The 19217-nt window shown below is 71.9% G+C and carries 16 protein-coding genes; 11 read left to right on the forward strand and 5 right to left on the reverse strand.

The genetic code is table 11. From position 1 onward, the window contains the following. Positions 1 to 177: 177 nt before the first annotated feature. Genes ACRYCC_RS13355 through ACRYCC_RS13365 form a run of 3 tightly spaced genes read left to right on the forward strand, consistent with a single transcriptional unit; the run spans position 178 to position 3866 of the window. Positions 178 to 2187 (forward strand): sensor histidine kinase, encoded by a 2010-nt coding sequence (locus ACRYCC_RS13355; protein WP_433811752.1) that lies wholly within the window; start codon positions 178 to 180, stop codon positions 2185 to 2187. Continuing rightward, a complete protein-coding gene (locus ACRYCC_RS13360) occupies positions 2171 to 2551 on the forward strand; it encodes a DUF742 domain-containing protein (protein ID WP_433811754.1) in 381 nt (126 codons plus the stop codon). The genes ACRYCC_RS13355 and ACRYCC_RS13360 overlap by 17 nt, the downstream gene beginning before the upstream one ends. Positions 2552 to 2585: 34 nt before the next feature. Continuing rightward, complete coding sequence (locus tag ACRYCC_RS13365) at positions 2586 to 3866, forward strand: ABC transporter substrate-binding protein (protein WP_433811756.1); 1281 nt, start codon at positions 2586 to 2588, stop codon at positions 3864 to 3866. Positions 3867 to 3897: 31 nt separating this feature from the next. Here the strand turns inward: ACRYCC_RS13365 and ACRYCC_RS13370 are convergent, their stop codons facing one another. Continuing rightward, entirely contained in the window at positions 3898 to 4761 is an 864-nt protein-coding gene (locus ACRYCC_RS13370) for an oxygenase MpaB family protein (protein WP_433811758.1), read from the reverse strand. Positions 4762 to 5037: 276 nt separating this feature from the next. Here ACRYCC_RS13370 and ACRYCC_RS13375 point away from each other — a divergent pair, with 276 nt between their 5' ends. The 6 genes from ACRYCC_RS13375 to ACRYCC_RS13400 all read left to right on the forward strand — a co-directional run bounded on the left by ACRYCC_RS13375 (position 5038) and on the right by ACRYCC_RS13400 (position 13398). Continuing rightward, complete coding sequence (locus tag ACRYCC_RS13375; protein WP_433811760.1) at positions 5038 to 6690, forward strand: AMP-binding protein; 1653 nt, start codon at positions 5038 to 5040, stop codon at positions 6688 to 6690. 105 nt (positions 6691 to 6795) lie between these two features. Beyond that, on the forward strand, positions 6796 to 9783 hold the full coding sequence (locus ACRYCC_RS13380) for an AMP-binding protein (RefSeq protein ID WP_433811762.1): 2988 nt from the start codon (positions 6796 to 6798) through the stop codon (positions 9781 to 9783). Positions 9784 to 9877: 94 nt separating this feature from the next. Then, the gene (locus ACRYCC_RS13385; RefSeq protein ID WP_433811764.1) at positions 9878 to 10966 is read left to right on the forward strand and encodes an ABC transporter substrate-binding protein; all 1089 of its coding nucleotides are present in this window, start codon (positions 9878 to 9880) and stop codon (positions 10964 to 10966) included. Positions 10967 to 10970: 4 nt separating this feature from the next. Beyond that, the gene (locus tag ACRYCC_RS13390; RefSeq protein WP_433811766.1) at positions 10971 to 11864 is read left to right on the forward strand and encodes an ABC transporter ATP-binding protein; all 894 of its coding nucleotides are present in this window, start codon (positions 10971 to 10973) and stop codon (positions 11862 to 11864) included. Continuing rightward, positions 11861 to 12628, forward strand: coding sequence for an ABC transporter permease (locus tag ACRYCC_RS13395; protein ID WP_433811768.1), 768 nt, complete (start codon positions 11861 to 11863; stop codon positions 12626 to 12628). The genes ACRYCC_RS13390 and ACRYCC_RS13395 overlap by 4 nt, the downstream gene beginning before the upstream one ends. Next, entirely contained in the window at positions 12625 to 13398 is a 774-nt protein-coding gene (locus ACRYCC_RS13400; RefSeq protein ID WP_433811770.1) for an ABC transporter permease, read from the forward strand. The genes ACRYCC_RS13395 and ACRYCC_RS13400 overlap by 4 nt, the downstream gene beginning before the upstream one ends. Here ACRYCC_RS13400 and ACRYCC_RS13405 read toward each other — a convergent pair. Beyond that, positions 13318 to 14337: a short-chain dehydrogenase/reductase gene (locus tag ACRYCC_RS13405; RefSeq protein WP_433811772.1), complete on the reverse strand. Its 1020-nt coding sequence runs from the start codon at positions 14335 to 14337 to the stop codon at positions 13318 to 13320. The two genes, ACRYCC_RS13400 and ACRYCC_RS13405, sit on opposite strands and share 81 nt — an antisense overlap. Before the next feature lie 188 nt (positions 14338 to 14525). Here ACRYCC_RS13405 and ACRYCC_RS13410 point away from each other — a divergent pair, with 188 nt between their 5' ends. Further along, a complete protein-coding gene (locus ACRYCC_RS13410; RefSeq protein WP_433811774.1) occupies positions 14526 to 16022 on the forward strand; it encodes a carboxylesterase/lipase family protein in 1497 nt (498 codons plus the stop codon). A 48-nt stretch (positions 16023 to 16070) separates the two neighbouring features. Here the strand turns inward: ACRYCC_RS13410 and lhgO are convergent, their stop codons facing one another. The 3 genes from lhgO to hisN form a co-directional block, all read right to left on the reverse strand. Then, positions 16071 to 17255 carry an L-2-hydroxyglutarate oxidase gene (gene lhgO / locus ACRYCC_RS13415; RefSeq protein ID WP_433811776.1) on the reverse strand — a complete coding sequence of 395 codons (1185 nt, stop codon included), beginning with the start codon at positions 17253 to 17255 and terminating at the stop codon, positions 16071 to 16073. 79 nt (positions 17256 to 17334) lie between these two features. After that, on the reverse strand, positions 17335 to 17526 hold the full coding sequence (locus ACRYCC_RS13420) for a tail-anchor membrane protein (RefSeq protein WP_433811778.1): 192 nt from the start codon (positions 17524 to 17526) through the stop codon (positions 17335 to 17337). Positions 17527 to 17664: 138 nt separating this feature from the next. Continuing rightward, the gene (gene hisN, locus ACRYCC_RS13425; protein ID WP_433811780.1) at positions 17665 to 18456 is read right to left on the reverse strand and encodes a histidinol-phosphatase; all 792 of its coding nucleotides are present in this window, start codon (positions 18454 to 18456) and stop codon (positions 17665 to 17667) included. A 49-nt stretch (positions 18457 to 18505) separates the two neighbouring features. Here hisN and ACRYCC_RS13430 point away from each other — a divergent pair, with 49 nt between their 5' ends. Continuing rightward, positions 18506 to 19204 carry an HAD family hydrolase gene (locus ACRYCC_RS13430; protein ID WP_433811782.1) on the forward strand — a complete coding sequence of 233 codons (699 nt, stop codon included), beginning with the start codon at positions 18506 to 18508 and terminating at the stop codon, positions 19202 to 19204. Positions 19205 to 19217 lie beyond the last annotated feature (13 nt).

Here is a 19217-nt window from a genome sequence, read left to right on the forward strand (position 1 = left end):
ACCCCGCAGATGTCGGTCACGTTTCGTATGCGGACATGCCGTGGCTTTCGTGACGTAGGTAACACAGATGCAACGATCACTACCGGCGCGCCGTAAGAACCATGCTGATCAGGGGACACGGCAGTACGATCCGCTCACTTTGGTGAGAACGATGTTGCGCTCCGGGAGGCTGCTCTCATGTCGCGTTTTCCCCGTGCGCGGTTGCTCGGACGCCTGCGAGCCAGAAGCCGTTCGATCAAAGCGAAGATCTTCTTCCTGCTGGTCGTGCCGCTGGTCGCGCTGGTGGCGCTGTGGGGTTTCGCCGTGGCCGTCACCCTCGGGGACAGCCTGCGGTCGCTCCAGGCCACGACCTTCGACTCCAAGGTCGTGCGGCCGACGGAGGCGCTGATCAGCAACCTGCAGAACGAACGCAGGCAGTCGCTCGCCTATCTGGGCGGTGATATCACGGTCGGCCGGGAGGGGTTCGAGGCGCAGCGCAAGCGCACCGACCAGGCCCGTGCGGACTTCCGGCGGTCCGCCGCCGACGGCGACGCGCGAAGCGCCGCCACCGCCGAGACCAGGCGCCGGCTCGACGCGCTGGCGCGGCGGCTGTACGAGCTCGACGGCCTGCGCCGCCTGGTCGACGGACGGTCCATCGACCGGTCGCAGGCACTCGCCCAGTTCAACTCGCTGGTCGACGACGCCTCCGGGATCTTCGACGGGGCGTCCCCGGACGACCCCGTGATCGCCAAGCAGACGTGGACCCTCATCGAACTGGAACGCGCCCGGGAGAACCTCTCCCGGGAGGACGCGCTGCTGACCGGCGCACTGGCCGCGGGCCGGTTCACCGTGGCGGAGCACGCCCAGTTCGTCCAGCTCGTCGGCGCCCAGCGGTTCCTCTACCAGGACGCGGTCCGGGCGTTGCCCGCCGCGGACCGCTCGCGGTTCGAGGGGTTCAACGCCGGTCCCGAGCTCGGCCGGTTCCGTACGATCGAGGACGCCCTGGTGAACAGCCCCGTGACCGCCAGGGGGCTGCCCGTCGACGTCGGGTCGTGGCACACGGCCTCGGAGTCGGTGGTGACGAGCCTGGTCGATCTCGAGACGTCCGCCCGGGAGGGCACGTCCGAGCGCGCCGAGTCGCACGCCGCCTGGGTGATCCTCCGGCTCGCGCTGGCGGGCGGGCTCGGCCTGATCGCCGTCGTCGTGTCCACGGTCATCGCCTTCCGGCTGGGCCGGCGGCTGATCGGGGAGAGCCGCAGCATGGCCGGGGCGGTCGACGAGTTCGCCCACGACCGGCTTCCGGAGGTCACCGAGCTGATCCGGCGCGGAGAGAAGATCGATCCCGACCACGGCGCTCCGGTCTTCGACTTCACCGTCAGCGAGGTCCGGCGCATCTACGACGCCTTCCTCCAGGCCCGCCGGGCGGTCATCACCGCGACCGTGAGCGAGGCGGCGGCCAGAAGGGGCCTCAGCGAGGTCTTCGTGAACCTCGCCCGGCGCAACCAGGTCCTGCTGCACCGGCTGCTGCGCCTGCTCGACGACATGGAACGGCGGGTGGACGACGCCGACGAGCTGGCCGACCTGTTCCGGCTGGACCATCTCGCCACCCGTATGCGCAGGCACGCGGAGGGCCTGGTCATCCTGTCCGGCAGACCGGCGGGCCGCACCTGGCGCCGCCCGGTGCCGGTCGTCGACGTGACGCGCGCCGCGGTCGCCGAGATCGAGGACTACACCCGGGTCGACGTCTCCCCGCTGCCGTCGGTCGCCCTGGTCGGGGCCGCCGCCGCGGACATCATCCATCTGCTCGCCGAGCTGATCGAGAACGCCACCGTCTTCTCTCCGCCGGACCTCTCGGTGCAGGTGAGGGGTGAGCTGGTCGTGCACGGATTCGTGCTCGAGATCGAGGATCGCGGGCTGGGCGTCAGCGACGACGAGACGCTGGCCCAGATCAACGAGCGGCTGGCCGATCCGCCCGAGTTCGACCTGTTCGACAGTGCCCGGCTGGGTCTCTTCGTGGTGGCCAGACTCGCCCAGCGGCACGGGATCAGGGTCACCCTGCGCCGATCGGCCTACGGCGGCACCACGGCCATCGTCCTGCTCCCCGCCTCGATCGTCACCGTCGTCCCGGACGAGAACTCCTCCGTGGAGGTGGTGACCTCCTCCCGGAACGGTGCGCAGCCGGTGGGTGACGATGCCACCGCCGGATGACGAGCCGGAGTGGACAGATCTCGAGGCCGGACCCATCGTCCGCCCCTACGCCCTCACCGGCGGGCGGACCCGTCACGACTCCGGCGGATTCGACCTGATCGCCATGGTCGAGACGGCGGACGGCCACCCAGCGGAGCGCGTGCAGAACGGCCCGGAGCACCGCACGATCCTGCGGCTGTGCAGGTCCGCCCTGTCGGTGGCGGAGGTCGCCGCCGAGCTGGACCTCCCGGTCGACGTGGTGCGGGTCCTGCTCGGCGACCTGGCCGACCAGCGCCTGATCAACGTGCGGCGGCCCGCGCCGGTGACCGGCTCCCCGAGCACCAGTGTGCTCCAGCAAGTGATCGATGGACTCCATGCGCTCTGACAAGGACGCCGGGATGGAAGCACAGGAGGCGGTCGTGACACGACGTACCCGAAGGTTCGGAGCGGTGCTGGCGGCGGTGATCCTGGGCCTGTCCGGTTGCGGGAGCACCTCGGGGAACGACCTCGACCCGGCCGCGTCACCCGGCGTCACCAAGAAGCCGTGCCCGCACGCGGTGAACGCCGGGCACGGCTGCATCTACCTCGGCAGCCTGTCGGACCTCACCGTGGGGCCGTTCACTCCGATCGCGGTGCCGTCCGTCCAGGCACAGCAGGCCTTCTGGCGCCGGGTCAACGAGCAGGGCGGCATCGGCGGCTACGACATCGACGTCACCACCTACCTGCGGGACAACAGGTACGACGTCGCCACACAGAAACAGCAGTACCAGGCGATCAAGGACAAGGTGCTGGCGTTCGCGCAGACGCTCGGGTCACCGCAGACCGCCGCGATCCTGCCCGACCTGCGGGCGAGCAAGACCATCGCCGTGCCGCTGTCGTGGACCTCGCAGTGGAGCTTCGAGGACAACATCCTCGAGTCGGGCGCCAGCTACTGCTTCGAGTCGATGAACGCCGTCGACTACGCCGTCGACACCTACCGGATCAGGAGCATCATGGCCCTGCACTATCCGGGGGACTACGGCGGCGACGCCGCGGCCGGGGCGAAGATCGCGGCCCGGGCGCGTCGGCTGCCGTTCACCGACCAGCCGACCGGGCAGGGCAAGGACAAGCAGGCCGCCGCGGTCAACGCGCTGATCAAGGGCAAGCCCGATCTCGTCATCCTCACCACCGGGCCCGCGGACGCCGGCACGATCGTCGCCCAGGCCTATGCCCGGGGCTTCCGCGGGCACTATGTGGGCACCGGCCCGAGCTGGTCCAAGGAACTCCTCAGCGGGCCGGCCGGACCCGCGCTCAAGGAGCAGTTCCTCGTGTCGGCCCCCTGGAAGCCGTTCGCCACGGATTCCCCCGGTCACTCCGCCATGCGCAAGGCCCTCGGGCACATCGACAGCTCCGACTCCTACACCTCCGGCTGGGCGTTCTCGTATCCGCTCAAGGCGGTGCTGCAGAAGGCGGCGGCGAACAAGGAGCTCACCCGGGCCGGCGTGTTCAAGGCGGCCAAGGGAATCACCAAGATCGACTACGAGGGGATCCTGCCCGCCCAGGCCGGTAACTTCACCGGCGCCCCGAACACCGGCGCCTTCCGCCAGACGGTCATCGACCGCCCGGCCACGGCGGAGTACACCGGCGTGAAGGTGGTCAAGGACTTCTTCACCGGGCCGACCGCCCAGGCCTACGACCTCAAGGCCCCCTGCTACCGCTAGCCCCCACCCCACCGACGCCCGCCCCACCCCACTAGGGGGTGGGGCGGGGGTGTCCGTCGCGGGCGAAGGCGCGCCGGGCCTGCGGAAGGAAGCGGACCGCCTCCGGCAGCAGCGGCCAGACCCGGCCCAGCCGGCGGACCCCGGCGGCGAACCGCCGGTACCGGCGCTCGTCGGCGGCGCTCCAGGACAGCCCCAGCAGCTCGCGGGCACGAGGCGGCAGCCCGCCCACCGACAGCAGCCGTGCCACGGCGTGCAGCGGCGGGTGCAGGACCCGCCAGATCGGCGCGGGCATCCGGCCGGGCCGGGGGAGGCCCTTGGTCACGTAGCCGACGCCGTAGCGGGCGGTCCGGTGCGCCACCAGCTCCTCGTCGAGCATGCGCCGCCAGTACGCCTGGAAGCCCTCCCAGTCCTCCGGCATCGCCCGGTCGCTGACGCCGTACAGGCGGAACCACGTCTTGGACTCGGCGTAGATCTGGCGCTTCTCCGCCTCGCTGAGCGGCCGGATGAACGTCTCGACCCCGTAGAGCAGGGTGTCGAGGAACGTCGTGTGCGCCCAGAAGTAGGTCTCCGGGTCCAGCGCGTGGTACCGCGTGCCGTCCGGCAGTTCGCCCTTGATTCCGGTGTGGAAGTCGCGGACCCGTCTCCCGGTCTCGTTCGCCCGGTCCCCGCCGTACACGGTGTCCATGATCGGCCCGGCCGAGCGCCGGAAGCGCGCCAGCGTGTCCTTGAAGATCACCGAGTGCTCGAGAACACCCTGGCCGAGCGCCGGCAGCATGTTCTGCAGCACCGGAGCCCGCACACCGGTCAGGGCCATCCGGGTGTCACCGAAGAAGCGCCACGTCAGCGAGTCGGGCCCGAGGGGGACGACCTCGCGGACGTCGGCCGAGTCCGTCATGAGCGACCACCGGGGGTGAGAGGCGGGAGAGACATGCGACATCGATGGTCTCATGCCTCGATCGGGGGTCGCGCACGGGGCCGGCGGCCCGCGCAGGCCTCGTGCGCAAGGGCGGCAACACGAACTTCACGCTTCTCACAGGTTGACGAAGATACGGGCTCGCTGGTGAAGTTACCCCCGGGTCACATCAGTGACGGCACCCGGCCGGCCGGTCCAACCGGCGGGCCGTCGTGCTGTTCATCCGCGGGGGACGCCGGACTTGGGAGAGGACATGGGATGGCTTCTACGCTGCGGGACTGGCTGGACAAGCCGCGAGCTGGGCGCGGTGTCCATCTCGCCGCCGACGACGGCGGCTGGGAGTTCCGGGAGTACAGCGAGATAGCCTCGGCCGCACGCCGGGTGGCGGGCGCGCTCATCGCGGACGGGGTCCGGCCGGGCGACGTGGTCTGCGCGATCATCCCCACCGACTTCACCTGTGTCGAGACCTACTTCGGGGTCTGGGCCGCCGGTGCGACCATGTGCCTCATCACCCCGCCGCTCTTCCAGGACGGCGACGACTACGTCGCGCACGTGGCGGCGATCCTCCGGCAGGCCGACCCGAAGCTCACCATCGCCTCCGGCGACCTCGTACCGATGGCGGCCCGCGCGCTGGAGGCGGCGGGACTGCCCGGCGCGCCCTGGGAGCCGCGCGAGGGCACGGAGGCCGACCTGGCCGAGACCGGCGAGCTGGCCATCCTGCAGTTCACCTCGGGTTCCAGCGGGGAGCCGCGCGGCGTACGGGTCTCGTGGGAGAACCTCGAGGCCAACACCGAGCTGATCGCCCGCGTGGCGGGGTTCCACGAGGACGACGACGTCGCCTCGTGGCTGCCGCTGTACCACGACATGGGTCTCATCGGCTGCTTTCTCACCCCGGTGGCCAACCAGGCGGACCTGTGGCTGATGCGGCCGGACCACTTCATCCGCGACCCCGCACGCTGGCTGGAGTGCTTCAACCGGGCCAGGCACACGGCCGCGCCGCCGTTCGCCTACGCCTACGCCGCCCGCCGGGTCAAGCCCGAGCAGCTGGAGGGCCTGGACCTGTCCGGCTGGAAGACGGCGCTCATCGGGGCCGAGCCCATCGATCCGCACTCGCTGGAGGTCTTCGCCAGGCTGACCGAGCCGTACGGCTTCTCCCGGCACGCCTTCAAGCCCGCGTACGGGATGGCCGAGACCACGCTGCTGGTGACGCTGGACAACGTGCAGCGGGATCCGCTCGCCGTCCGGCCCGACGACCATTCGCTGGCGTTCGGGCAGCCGGTCCGCATCCTGGAGCAGCACTCCCTCGGCCCCGCGTCGGTCGGTGCCAAGACCGGCTGGGTGGTCGGCTGCGGGGCGCCCGAGGAGGACGTCTCGGTGACGATCGTCGACGACGACCTCCGGGAACTGCCCGCCGGGCACCTGGGCGAGATCGTCGTCGGCGGCGCGTCGGTCTGCGAGGGCTACCACGCCGGTGCCGAGGGCAAGTCGACCCGGTTCATGGACGGCAAGGTCTACACCGGGGACGCCGGGTTCTTCCACGACGGACAGCTGTTCGTGCTGGGCCGGATGGGCGACAGCATCAAGGTCCGGGGCAGGTCGGTGTACGTCGAGGACCTCGAGTCCCGGCTGGCCGAGGTGACCAGGCTGGGCAAGGGCCGCATCGTCATCGTCAGCGTCCCGGGGGCCGGGAGCAAGGGGGTGGCGCTGTTCGCCGAGACCGGTGCGGCGCCGTGGGCAGGCGACGCCCGCCGGGTGCTGGGCCGCCGGCTGGGCGACGACGTCGACATCACCATCGTCATCGGGCACGGCCTCATCCAGCGGACCTCCAGCGGCAAGCCCCGCCGCCGCTACATGTGGGAGCGCCTGAAGTCCGGGAAGATGGAGGGCGCCACCGTCGTCCCCGCGCCCTGACCTCACCCGATCCAGCAGATCGCACCTCGCGGGGCGGGCCGGCGCCGTGTTGACCACGGTGCCCGACAGCGGTGAACATGTCACTGTCTGTCTCGGAGGTCAACGATGCCCATCATTCCGAAGGCGCTGGTCAGCCTGGGTTCCCGGCTGGGTGCCACGGCGCAGAACGCGCTCGAGGTGGCCCGGTTCGGAGGGCTCGACACCGACGAGGCGGCCTCGCCGTACGAGGTGGTCTGCCGGCAGCGCGTCTACCGGCTGCGGCACTACTTCCCCGCCCGCCAGGACGGACCGGACCTTCCTGAGGAGACCGGGGAGGCCGGGGAGGCCGGGGACCGCCCGATCGTCCTGCTGGTCCCGCCGCTGATGATCACGGCGGAGGTCTACGACATCTCTCCGCAGGTCAGCGCGGTCGGGGTGCTGTACCGGCAGGGCATCGATCCGTGGGTGGTGGACTTCGGCGCCCCGGAGCGCGAGCCCGGTGGCCTGGAGCGCACGCTCACCGACCATGTGCTGGCGGTCAGCGACGCCGTCGACCGGGTCCGCGAGATCACCGGCCGGGACGTGCACCTGGCCGGCTACTCGCAGGGCGGCATGTTCTGCTACCAGGCGGCGGCGTACCGGCGCGGCGAGGGCATCGAGTCGGTGGTGACCTTCGGTTCCCCCGCCGACACCCACGCCGGGCTGCCCTTCGGGCTGCCGGGCCGGCTCGTCGGCGAGACCACCAAGCTGGTCCCCGACTGGGCCCTGGGCGACTGGGCGGTGCCGGGCTGGGTCACCCGGACCGGCTTCCAGCTGCTCAGCCCGGTGAAGTCGGTGCGCAACCGGGTCGACTTCATCCGCCAGCTGCACGACCGGGAGGTCCTGGCGCCCAGGGAGCGGCAGCGGCGGTTCATGCAGAGCGAGGGCTGGGTCGCCTGGCCGGGCCCGGCGCTGGCGGAGTTCGTCCGCCAGTTCGTCGGTCACAACCGCATGCTCACCGGCGGGTTCCTCATCGGCGACCGGCTCGTCACGCTCGCCGACATCGCCTGCCCCGTGCTGACGTTCGTCGGCGCGGCCGACGAGATCGCCGCCCCCGCGGCCGTGCGCGGGATCCGCCGTGCCGCGCCCCGCGCGGAGGTGTACGAGGCGACGGTGCGCACCGGTCACTTCGGGCTGGTCGCCGGGTCGCAGTCGGCCGGGGTGACCTGGCCGGCCGTGGCCGGCTGGCTGCACTGGAGGGCCGGGGAGGCCGAGCTGCCGGGCCTGATCCACCCGGTCGGCGACGAGGACCTCGAGCCGCCGGAGGGCCAGGGACACGCGAGCTACGGCCTGAAGCTGGCCGCCGGTGTCGGGGTGGACGCCGCGCGCTCGGTGGTGACGGCCACGGCGCGGGCGGTACGCGGCGCCCGCCACCTCACCGGCGCGGCGGCCGCCCAGCTTCCCCGGCTGGCACGGCTGGAGCGGATCCAGCCGGACACCCCGATGTCGCTGGGCCTGCTCCTCGACGAGCAGGCGCGGCGGGCCCCGGACGACGTGTTCTTCCTCTTCGACGGCCGGGGCCACACGCAGGCCGCGGCCAAGCATCGCATCGACAGCGTCGTCCGCGGCCTCATCGAGATCGGCGTCCGGCAGGGCGACCAGGTCGGCGTGCTGATGGGGACCCGGCCCAGCGCCCTGGCGGCGCTCGCCGCGCTCAACCGGCTGGGCGCGGTCGCCGTGCTGCTCCGCCCGGACGGCGATCTGGCTGACGAGGTGCGGCTGGGCCAGGTCGGCAGGATCATCGCCGATCCGGAGCACGCGGCCCGTGCGGTGGAGCTCGAGAGCGTCTTCCCCGACCTCGAGGTCTGCCTGCTCGGCGGCGGCGCGAGCGTACGCGACCTGGGGCTGCCCCTGCTCGACATGGAGCGGATCGACCCGGACGAGGTCGAGCTGCCCGGCTGGTACCGCCCCAATCCGGGGCGGGCGGGCGACCTGGCGTTCATCCTGTTCACCGGCGAGGGCGAGCGGACCCGGGCGGGCCGGATCACCAACCGCCGCTGGGCGCTGTCGGCGTTCGGCACCGCGTCGTCGGCGGCGCTGTCACCGGCCGACACCGTCTACAGCCCCACCCCGCTGCACCACCCGTCCGCGCTGCTCATGACGATCGGCGGGGCCGTCGCCGGCGGCGCGCGGGTGGCGCTGGCCACGGCGTTCGACCCGGCCACCTTCTGGGACGAGGTGCGCCGGTACGGAGCGACGGTCGTCTCCTATACCTGGACCCTCACGGCCGCGCTCGTCAACGCCCCGCCCGACCCCGGCGAGCGGCACCACTCCGTACGCCTGTTCATCGGCTCGGGGATGCCGAGCGGGCTGTGGCGGCGGGTCGAGCGGCGCTTCGCCCCCGCCCGGGTACTGGAGTTCTACGCCTCGACCCAAGGTGAGGCGGTCCTGGTCAACCTGAGCGGCAAGAAGACCGGATCGCTGGGCCGGCCGCTGCCGGGCAGCGCGGAGGTGCGGCTGGCCGTCTACGACCTCGAACACGGCCGGCCGGCCGAGGGTGCGGACGGGTTCGCCGTCGAGTGCGGGCCCGACCAGGTGGGGATGCTGCTGGCCAGGGTCCGCACGCCGGTCGCGGGCCCGGCCCGGGTGCTGCGCGGCGTGTTCGCCGCCGGGGACGCCTGGGTGGCCACGGGAGACCTGTTCGAGCGGGACGCCGACGGGGACTTCTGGCTGCTCGGCCAGGCGGCCGAGCTGATCAGGACCGCCGGGGGCATCGTGCCGCCCGGCCCCATCCGGAACGCGCTCGGGGACCTGCCGGCCGTCGATCTCGCGGTCGCCTACGGCGTCCCGGTCGACGGGATGGAACTCGCGGCGGCGGCCGTGACGCTGCGGCCCGGCGCGAAACTCCGGGCGGTGGACCTCACCGAGGCGTTCCTGGCGGTGCCGCCGCAGATGCGGCCCGCGCTGGTCCGGATCGTCGAGGAGATCCCGGTCACCGACTGCCATCGGCTGCTGACCGCGTCGCTCCGCGACGAGGGGATCCCGGCGTCCGCCGCGTTCTACCGGGAGGCGGCCGGTGGTTACCGGCCGCTCACCGCCGCCGACCGGGGCCGGCTGCGGCGCCGGGCACGGTGACGGACGTAACACCGAGGAAAACATCCGGCTACTCCGTCGCAACGCGCTCTCCCTACGTTCACGGCAACGCAGAGACCCGTTGATCGGAGCATGTATGTCCCATCCGTCCCGCCGGACCCTCATGCCCTCCCAGCTGGATCGCCGCACCCTTCTCCTCCGTGGCCTGCAGGCGTCCGGTCTGGTCCTGGCGGCGCCGGTGCTGGCCGCGTGCGGTGGCGACGACGGCGACGACAGCGGCGGCGGTGCGGGCAAGGGCCTCGGCACCGTCGGCCTGCGGTTCGCCTGGATCAAGAACGTGGAGTTCGCCGGCTCGTACATCGCCGACAGCAAGGGCTACTACAAGGCCGAGGGCTTCAGCTCGGTCAACCTGATCACGGGCGGCCCGACGGCCACCCCCGCCGAGACCGACGTGGTGACCGGCAAGGCCTTCGCCGGGCTCACCTCCCCGGACCGGGTCGGGCAGGCCATCCAGCAGGGCGCTCCGATCAAGATCGTGGCGACGCAGTACCAGAAGAACCCCTTCGCGATCATGTCGATGGCCGACAAGCCCATCAGGTCCGCCAAGGACATGGTCGGCAAGAAGATCGGTGTGCAGGCCACCAACGAGGCCGTCTGGGAGGCCTTCCTCCGGGCCAACAAGCTGGATCCCAAGAGCATCACCAAGGTGCCGGTGCAGTTCGACCCGCTCCCGCTGACCACCGGCACGGTGGACGGCTGGATGAGCTACATCACCAACGAGCCCAACGACCTGCGGCTCAAGGGTTTCAAGGTCGAGACGTTCCTGCTGGCCGACCAGGGTTATCCGCTCGTCGGCGAGTCGTACGTCGTCACCGACCAGGCGCTCAAGAAGGAACGTGCCAAGGTGAAGGCGCTGCTCCGGGCGGAGATCAAGGGCTGGAAGGACAGTCTCGCCGATCCCGCGGCGGGCGCCAGGCTCGCCGCCGAGGTCTACGGCAAGGGACTGGGTCTCAAGACCGAGGAGCAGACCCTGGAGTCCAAGGACCAGAACAAGCTGATCCTCACCGACGAGACCAGGAAGAACGGGATCTTCACGATGTCACCGGCCCTGGTCGAGTCCAACATCCAGACCCTCAAGTTCGCGAACGTGAACGTCACCGCCCAGCAGCTGTTCGACCTGTCCGTCATCAACGAGATCTACAAGGAAGACCCGTCTCTTGTCTGAGAGCGTGTCCGAGAGTGCGGTCTCCCACCCCGCCGCCCGGCCTCCCGAGGCCCCGGCCGGCCCCTCGGCCGGCCCCCCGGCCGGACAGGAGGGAACCGGCATCAGCCTGACCGGGTTGTGGAAGGACTTCCGGCTGGGCCGCAGGTCCGTCACCGCGCTGGCCGGGGTGGACCTGCACACCGAGGAGGGATCGTTCCTGGCGCTGCTCGGCCCGTCCGGCTGCGGAAAGTCGACCGTGCTGCGCATCCTCGCCGGCCTGGAGACCCCCACCGCCGGCGAGGCCTTGCTGCACGGTGAGCCCCCGGAGCAGGCGCGGGCCGGCCACCACCTGGGGATCGCCTTCCAGGACTCGGCGCTGCTGCCGTGGCGCTCGGTCGAGGCCAACATCCGGCTGCCCCTGGAGGTGGCCGGGATCAGGCCGGACCGGGCGAAGGTCCAGGACCTCATCGCGCTGGTCGGCCTGGAGGGCTTCGAGAAGGCCCGGCCGGCCCAGCTCTCGGGGGGCATGCGGCAGCGCGTCGCCATCGCCCGGTCGCTCGTCGTCGAGCCGAGGGTGCTGCTGCTCGACGAGCCTTTCGGGGCGCTCGACGACATGACGCGCCAGCGCCTCAACCTGGAACTGCTGCGGATCTGGACCGAGCGCGCCACCACCACCCTGCTGGTCACCCACGCCATCTCCGAGGCGGTGTTCCTGTCCGACACCGTCGCGGTGATGACGCCCCGTCCGGGGAAGATCGCCGCCATCGTGCCGATCGACCTGCCCCGGCCGCGTACCCCGGAGATGCTGCGCACCCCGGAGTTCCACGCCCTCCAGGATCGGCTGTCGGAGATCCTCTTCGGCGGTGACGGCCATGACGACGGCAAGCGCGAGGGCCGGGACGACGGAGCCGGGGGGTGAGCCGGCTCAGGGGCGGGCTCGGCGGTGCCGCCGGGTCGGCCATCGTGGTCGCGGTGTGGTGGCTGCTCGCCGCGACGGTCTTCCACGACGGCCGGGCGGTGCCGACGCCGCTCGCCGTCCTCACCGGCTTCGGGCGGGACGGCTGGTCGTTCTACTGGCCGCATGTCAAGGGCACCGGATGGGAGGCACTGCGCGGCTACTTCTGGGGCAACGGGCTCGCGCTCGCGATGGCCGTGGTCGTCATCCTGATCCCGCCGCTCGAACGCCTGATCACCCAGCTGGCCGTGACGAGCTACTGCCTGCCCGTCATCGCGGTCGGGCCCATCCTCACCGTGGTCTTCGACGGCGACACCCCGATGGTCGCGCTGGCCGCCCTGTCGGTCTTCTTCACCACGCTGATCGGCGCGCTGGCCGGGCTGCGGGCGGCCGACCGCACCAGCCTCGACCTGGTCAGGGCGTACGGTGGCGGACGCTGGCAGCAGTTGCGCAGGGTACGGCTCGCGGCGGCGCTGCCCAGCACCTTCGCCGCCCTGAAGATCGCGGCCCCCGCCGCGGTCCTCGGGGCGATCATCGGCGAGTTCCTCGGCCGGGTGCCGTACGGGCTCGGCCTGGCGATGGTCGTCTCCCAGCAGCAACTCGACGTCGACCGCACCTGGGGCGTCGCCCTGGTCTCGGGCGCGATCGCCGGGCTCGGCTACGCCCTGATCGGGCTCATCGCGAGGTTCGCGGCCCCGTGGGCACCACGATCGGAGGGCGGGCGATGAGACGACTGGCCGGCACCCTGCTCTCGGCCGCCGTGTCGGCCGCGGTCGTCATCGCCGCCTGGATCGGCTTCCTCGAGGTCATGGACGTCAACCCCATGGTCGCTAAGGACCCGCAGGCGGTCTGGCACTACCTGACGGTGCCCGAGCAGCGCCGCACCGTCCTCGACGGGCTGTGGATCACTCTGCAGGACGCGGGCCTCGGCCTGGTCGCCGGCCTGGCCGCGGCCTCGGCGGTCGCCATGCTGTTCGTGCTGTCCCGGTCGGTGGAACGCTCGTTCATGCCGATCGCCATGGTCGTCCGGTCCGTACCGCTGATCGCCATGACCCCCGTACTCACCCTGGTCTTCGGCCGCGACCTGCTGGCGACCACCGTCATCTCCGGGATCGTGGTGTTCTTCCCCGCGCTGGTGAACATCGTGTTCGGGCTCCGGTCGGCCTCCCCGCAGGCCGCCGACCTGGTCCGGGCGTACGGCGGGACCGGGTGGACGACGATGCGCAAGGTCATGGTGCCCAGCGCGCTGCCGGCGTTCTTCGCCTCGGTCCGGATCTCCGCGCCGGGCTCGCTGGTCGGCGCGCTGCTCGCGGAGTGGCTGGCCACCGGCAAGGGGCTCGGCTACGCCATGCTCAGGGACGGCAGCACCTTCCACTACGACGCCCTGTGGACCGCCGTCGTGCTGGTGACCGTCGTGTCACTGCTCGCCTATGCCCTGGTCGGGGTCGTCGAGGCGGCCGTGCTCGCCCGCTTCGGTCCCGCCCCGGCCGGGCACTGACGGGCCGCCCTCCGGCCCGGCGGCGAGCGGCGGGTCCGCGGGGGGCGGGGCCGTGAGGGCGTGCTCGGTCAGCGTGCGCTCGGAGAACCTGCGGCCCAGCGCCTCGACCTCGCTCTCGATGTTCGGCACCACGCCCGGCATCGCGACCCGCATGTACGCGTCGGTGACGTGGCTGAGGAACACCCACCGCATGGCCTGCAGCAGGGCCACCGACCGCGGCACGTAGATCCGCCGCCGCCGCTTCTCGATGCCCTTGATCATCGCCTCCGCGCACCGCTCCGCCGAGCTGTAGGTGCCCAGCGGGCCTGGCATCCGATGGAAGATGTCGTTGAAGGAGTGCAGGTCCGCGCGTATCTCGCGGACCATGTCGGTGTCGATCCAGGCGGGGTGCACGGTGCCGACGCCCACCCCCTTGTGCGCCAGCTCCAGCCGCAGGGCGCTGCCGAAATGCTCGATCCCGGCCTTGGACGCCGAGTAGGCGGCCATCGCGGGCAGCGCGCTGAAGGAGGAGGCGGACGAGACGAGCAGGAAGAAGCCCTCGGCCTCGGTCACGTAGGGCAGGGTGGCGCTGACCGTCCGGATCACGCCGTTGAGGTTGACGTCGATGACCTTGATGAGCTCGTCGGGCCGGCTGACCGCGACGGTGCTCATGTTGGCGATGCCCGCGTTGGCGACGACCACGTCGATGCCGCCGAGATCCTCGGCGGTCCGCGCCGCGGCCTCGTACAGGGCGGCCTGGTCGGTGACGTCGCACCGGTACCACACGTGCTGCCCGCCGTCGGCGCTCAGCTCCGCCGCCAGCGCCTCCAGCAGCTCCGGCTCCAGCCCGGTCAACGCGAGCCGGGCCCCGCGGGCCGCGGCGGCCCGCGCGGTCTCGGCGCCGATGCCGCGGGCCGCCCCGGTGATGAACACGACCTTGCCGGTCAGCGGCTCTCTCATCGGCCTGTCGCCCTCCGGTCCTGCGTTGTTACGGTCCATCACCGCACGAAGTCACACCGTGCCCCAGTCACCGGGTCACTGTCCATGTCCTGATCTGATAAAGACGCTGTGCGGGGCTGATAAAGACGCGGCGATCGACCGGCCATAAGCTCTAGGGGACCGAACCTCGTTGTGATCAAAGGGTGCGCATGGAAGCGATCGTCGGGACAGCCCAGGGCAGACTACGGGGCCGCGCCCGCGACGGCGTGACCGCGTTCCTCGGCATCCCCTACGCGGCGGCGCCGTTCGGTGCCCACCGGTTCGCTCCGCCCCGGCCCGTACAGCCGTGGGACGGGGTCCGTGACGCCGTGGCGTTCGGGCCGACCGCGCCCAAGCCGGGCTACGCGCGGCCGTTCGACGAGCTGCTGCCGGACCCGGAGATCCCCGGCGAGGACTGCCTGAACCTCAACGTGTGGACACCGGATGTGGGCGCTGCCGGGCTTCCGGTGATGGTGTGGATCCACGGCGGGGCCTTCCGCAACGGCTCAGGGGCGGTGCCGATCTACGACGGCACGCACTTCGCCCGCGACGGCGTGGTCTGCGTGACCCTCAACTACCGGCTCGGGGTGGAGGGCTTCGCCTACCTGCCGGGGGCGCCGTCCAACCGCGGGCTGCTCGACCAGATCGCCGCGCTGACCTGGGTACGGGACAACATCGCGGCGTTCGGCGGCGACCCGGCCAACATCACCGTCTTCGGGGAGTCGGCGGGCGCCATGAGCGTCACCACCCTGCTCTCCCTGGACCTGGGCCGGGAGCAGGGGCTGTTCCGCCGGGCGATCGCGCAGAGCGGTGCGGGCGAGATCGCCCAGGACCCCGCGGACGCCATGCTCGTCACCAAGGAGATCGCCGCGCGCCTCGGCGTCGACCCGACCGCCGAGGCGTTCGCCACCCGCGACCCCGCGGAGATCGTGCAGGTCCAGGCCGCTGTCGCCGCCGAGGTCACCGCGCTGCCCGACCCCGGGAGGTGGGGAAGGACGACGGCCGCCAGCGGCATGTCGCTGATGCCGATCCTGGACGGTGAGCTGCTGACCCGCCGTCCGGTGGACGCCATCGCCGACGGAGCGGGCGGCGACGTCGACCTGCTGATCGGTTACACCTCCGAGGAGTTCCGGCTCTTCCTGGTGCCGACCGGGCTGACCAAGGTCGTGAACGCGGACATCGCCGCGGCAATCCTCAACGGCATGGGCATGGACCCGGCGCTGGCCGCCGCCTACCAGGCGACCGTCCCGGGCGGCGCCCCCGGCGACGCGTTGTGCGCGATCATCACCGACGGCTTCTTCCGGGTACCGGCGCACCGGGTCGCCGAGGGCCGCGCCGCCTCACCGCAGGGCGCGCCGACCTACATGTACGAGTTCGCCTGGCGGACACCGGAGCGGGACATGGGCGCCTGCCACGCGCTCGAGCTCGGATTCGTCTTCGACAACCTGCACATGCCCGAGGGCGCCGCGATGGCCGGTCCCACGCCGCCGCAGGACCTCGCCACGGCGATGCACCGCGCCTGGATCGGCTTCGCCGCCCACGCGGACCCCGGCTGGCCGCGCTTCGATCCGGAGACCCGCCCGGTGAAGGTCTTCGACGGCGCCGGCGACAAGGTCGTCAACGACCCGCGAGCCGCCGACCGCCTGCTCTGGCACCCCTCCCACTGACCCCCGCACCATCCCGCCCCGCCTCACCTCGGCGGCCCCCGGCTCGGGTCAGTCTTGGAGGACCTGCTCGGCGACGTACTCGGCGATCGCCAGTGCGGAGGTGGCGGCGGGGGAGGGGGCGTTGCGGACGGTCACCACCCGGCCGGCCCGGCCGATGCGGAAGTCGTCCACCAGCGAGCCGTCTCTGTCGACGGCCTGGGCGCGCACCCCCGCCGGAGCGGGCACGACGTCGGCGGTCGTCAGGCCGGGCACGAACGACCGGGCCTCGGCGACGAAGGCGCGCTTGGAGACCGAGCCGTACAGCTCCTTGAGGCCGGTCCGCCAGTGCCGCCGGGTCAGCGGCCGGAAGCCCGGCCAGCTCAGCGTCTCCCAGACGTCGCGTGCGCTCAGGTCACGGCGGCGGTAGCCCTCGCGGGCCAGCGCGAGGACGGCGTTGGGGCCGATGTCCACGCCACCGTCCACGCGGCGGGTGAAGTGCACGCCGAGGAAGGGATAGCGCGGGTCCGGCACGGGATAGATCAGCCCGCGTACCAGGCCGGTGCGGTCGGGCACCAGGCGGTAGTACTCGCCGCGGAACGGCACGATCGCCGGACCGTCGAGGTCCCCGGCCAGGCGTGCCACCCGGTCGGACTGCAACCCGGCGCACACCACCAGGCGGTCGAAGGTCAGGCTCTCCTGCCGCGCGGAGGTGACGACGACCTCGGAGCCGGTGGGCCTGATCCGTACGACCTCGAAACCCAGCCGCACCGAGCCGCCCGCGGCCGCCACCTCGGCGGCCAGCGCCCGGGTGACGGCCGGGAAGTCGACGATCGCGGTACGGGGCGAGTGGAGCGCGGCGACCCCGGTGACGTGCGGCTCGACCTCGGGGAGCTGGCCGGCCTCCAGCCACCGCAGATCCGGCACGCCGTTCTCGGTGGCCCGGCGCCGGATCTCCCGCAGAGCCGGCAGCTCGGCCTCCGTGCGAGCCACCACCAGCTTGCCGCACTCGTCGTAGGGCAGGTCGTGCTCGGCGCAGAACCTCGCCAGCAGCCCGATCCCGCGCCGGCACAGCCGGGCCTTCAGGGAGCCGGGCGCGTAGTACAGGCCGGCATGCGCCACCCCGCTGTTGTGGCCGGTCTGGTGCGCGGCGACCCGGTCCTCCTTGTCCAGGACGGTCACCTGCGCGCCGAGCCGGCGGGCCACCGCCAGGCCGAGGATGCCGGCGCCCACGACGCCGATACGGGGTTCGGTCACGCGACGAACGTAACCCGTGGCGGAACCGGCCGTGACCCCGGCTCCCGGGGCCGGCGATCAGGTGCCCGCCGGGCCCCGATCAGCGGCCGAGGCGCTTGCGGCCCTGCGCCCGCACGCGCTTGCGCTGCGAGGGATCGAGCATGAGGTAGCTGCCGACCGGCAGCACGATCGCGCCGAGGATGATCAAAGCCGAGATCCACCAGGGCAGGATCAGGTAGGCGAGCAGCCCGATGGCCACCCCGCCGATGACGACCTTTGTACGCGAGGACATGTGCGCCCAACCTTCCGCGAGAGCTGCTACCCAGAGAACGGCTGCGACCTGATGGCGGTTCCACGATATATCGCGAATCTCGCGTTGTCTTCGCCGGGCGGCGGTCTTCGGGCAGATCAGACGGGGCGGACCGGCGGGTCAGTGGCCGCCGCCGAGCAGGTGCAGCACCTCGTCGTGCAGGTGGGCGTTCGTGCAGACGACGCTGCCGCCGCCGGGGCTGGGCACACCGGCCAGGTCGGTGAAGACCCCTCCGGCCTCCTCCACGATGACCTGGAGGGCCGCCAGATCCCACAGATCGACTCCCGCGGGCTCGGTGGCGATGTCGACGGCACCCTCCGCGACCATCATGTGCGACCAGAAGTCACCGAAGGCACGGGTGCGCCACACCGAACGGGTGAGCGACATGAAACCGTCGAGCCTGCCCTCCTCCTCCCAGCCGCGAAGGCTGGAGAACGACAGGGAGGCGTCCGACAGGTCCGTCACCGAGGAGACCCGCAGCCGGCTGGCCTTGGCCAGGCTCCGGCCGGTCCAGGCGCCGCCGTCGCGCGCCGCCCACCAGCGGCGCCCGAGGGCGGGGGCCGAGACCAGTCCGACGACGACCCGGTCCTGCTCCATCAGCGCGATCAGGGTGGCCCACACGGGCACGCCCCGCACGAAGTTCTTGGTGGCGTCGATCGGGTCGATCACCCAGCAGCGGGCTCCGTAGCCGGTCTTCCCGTACTCCTCGCCCAGCACGGCGTCACGGGGGCGGGCGCGCTTGAGGGTGCCGCGGATCTGATCCTCGACCATCCGGTCGGCATCACTCACCGGGGTCAGATCCGGCTTGGTCTCGATCCGCAGGTCGAGAGCCCGGAACCGCCGGCTCGTGATGTCATCGGCCGCGTCCGCCAGTACGTGCGCGAGACGCAGATCGTCGGAGTAGCCCGCCACGACGGGCCACGCTACCGCGATCACGGCGTACAGCGACAGACTGTGAAGTATGGACGACTCGACATATCCGGAGCTGCCGACCCCGGCCCTCCTTTTCGACCTTGACGGCACTTTGATCGACAGCGTCTATCAGCATGTGATCGCGTGGCGGTCCGCGCTCGCCAGCGTGGGCATCGACCTCTCGGTCTGGCGGATCCATCGCCGGATCGGGATGAGCGGCGGGCTGTTCGTCTCGGCGTTGCTGCGGGAGACCGGCGTATCGCTGACCGAGGACGAGGTCGACGAGCTGCAGAAGATCCACGCCAAGGCGTATCTCGCCCAGCTGGACACGGTGCGCCCGCTGCCCGGCTCGGAGGACCTGCTGGCCCTCCTCACCGACGTGGGCGTGCCCTGGGCGATCGCCACCAGCGGTCGCGCGGAGACCGCCCGCTCCGCCCTGGGCCTGCTCGGGCTGCCCGAGGACACGCCGATGATCACTCGTGACCAGGTCAAGCACGCCAAGCCCGACCCCGACCTGTTCCTCGCCGCGGCGGCCCGGCTGGACACCGACCCCCGGCACGCGCTGGTGGTCGGTGACAGCGTCTGGGATCTGCTGGCCGCGCGGCGGGCCGGCTCGCTCGGCGTCGGGATGATGTCCGGCGGGTACGGCCGGGAGGAGCTGGAGCGCGCGGGGGCCTTCCGGGTCTACCGGGACCCGCTCGACATGCTGACCCGGCTCGACGAACTCGGCCTGCGCCTGGCCCTCTGACCCGGCCTCGCCT

This window comes from Actinomadura scrupuli, from assembly GCF_050971785.1.
Lineage (GTDB): Bacteria > Actinomycetota > Actinomycetes > Streptosporangiales > Streptosporangiaceae > Actinomadura_E > Actinomadura_E scrupuli.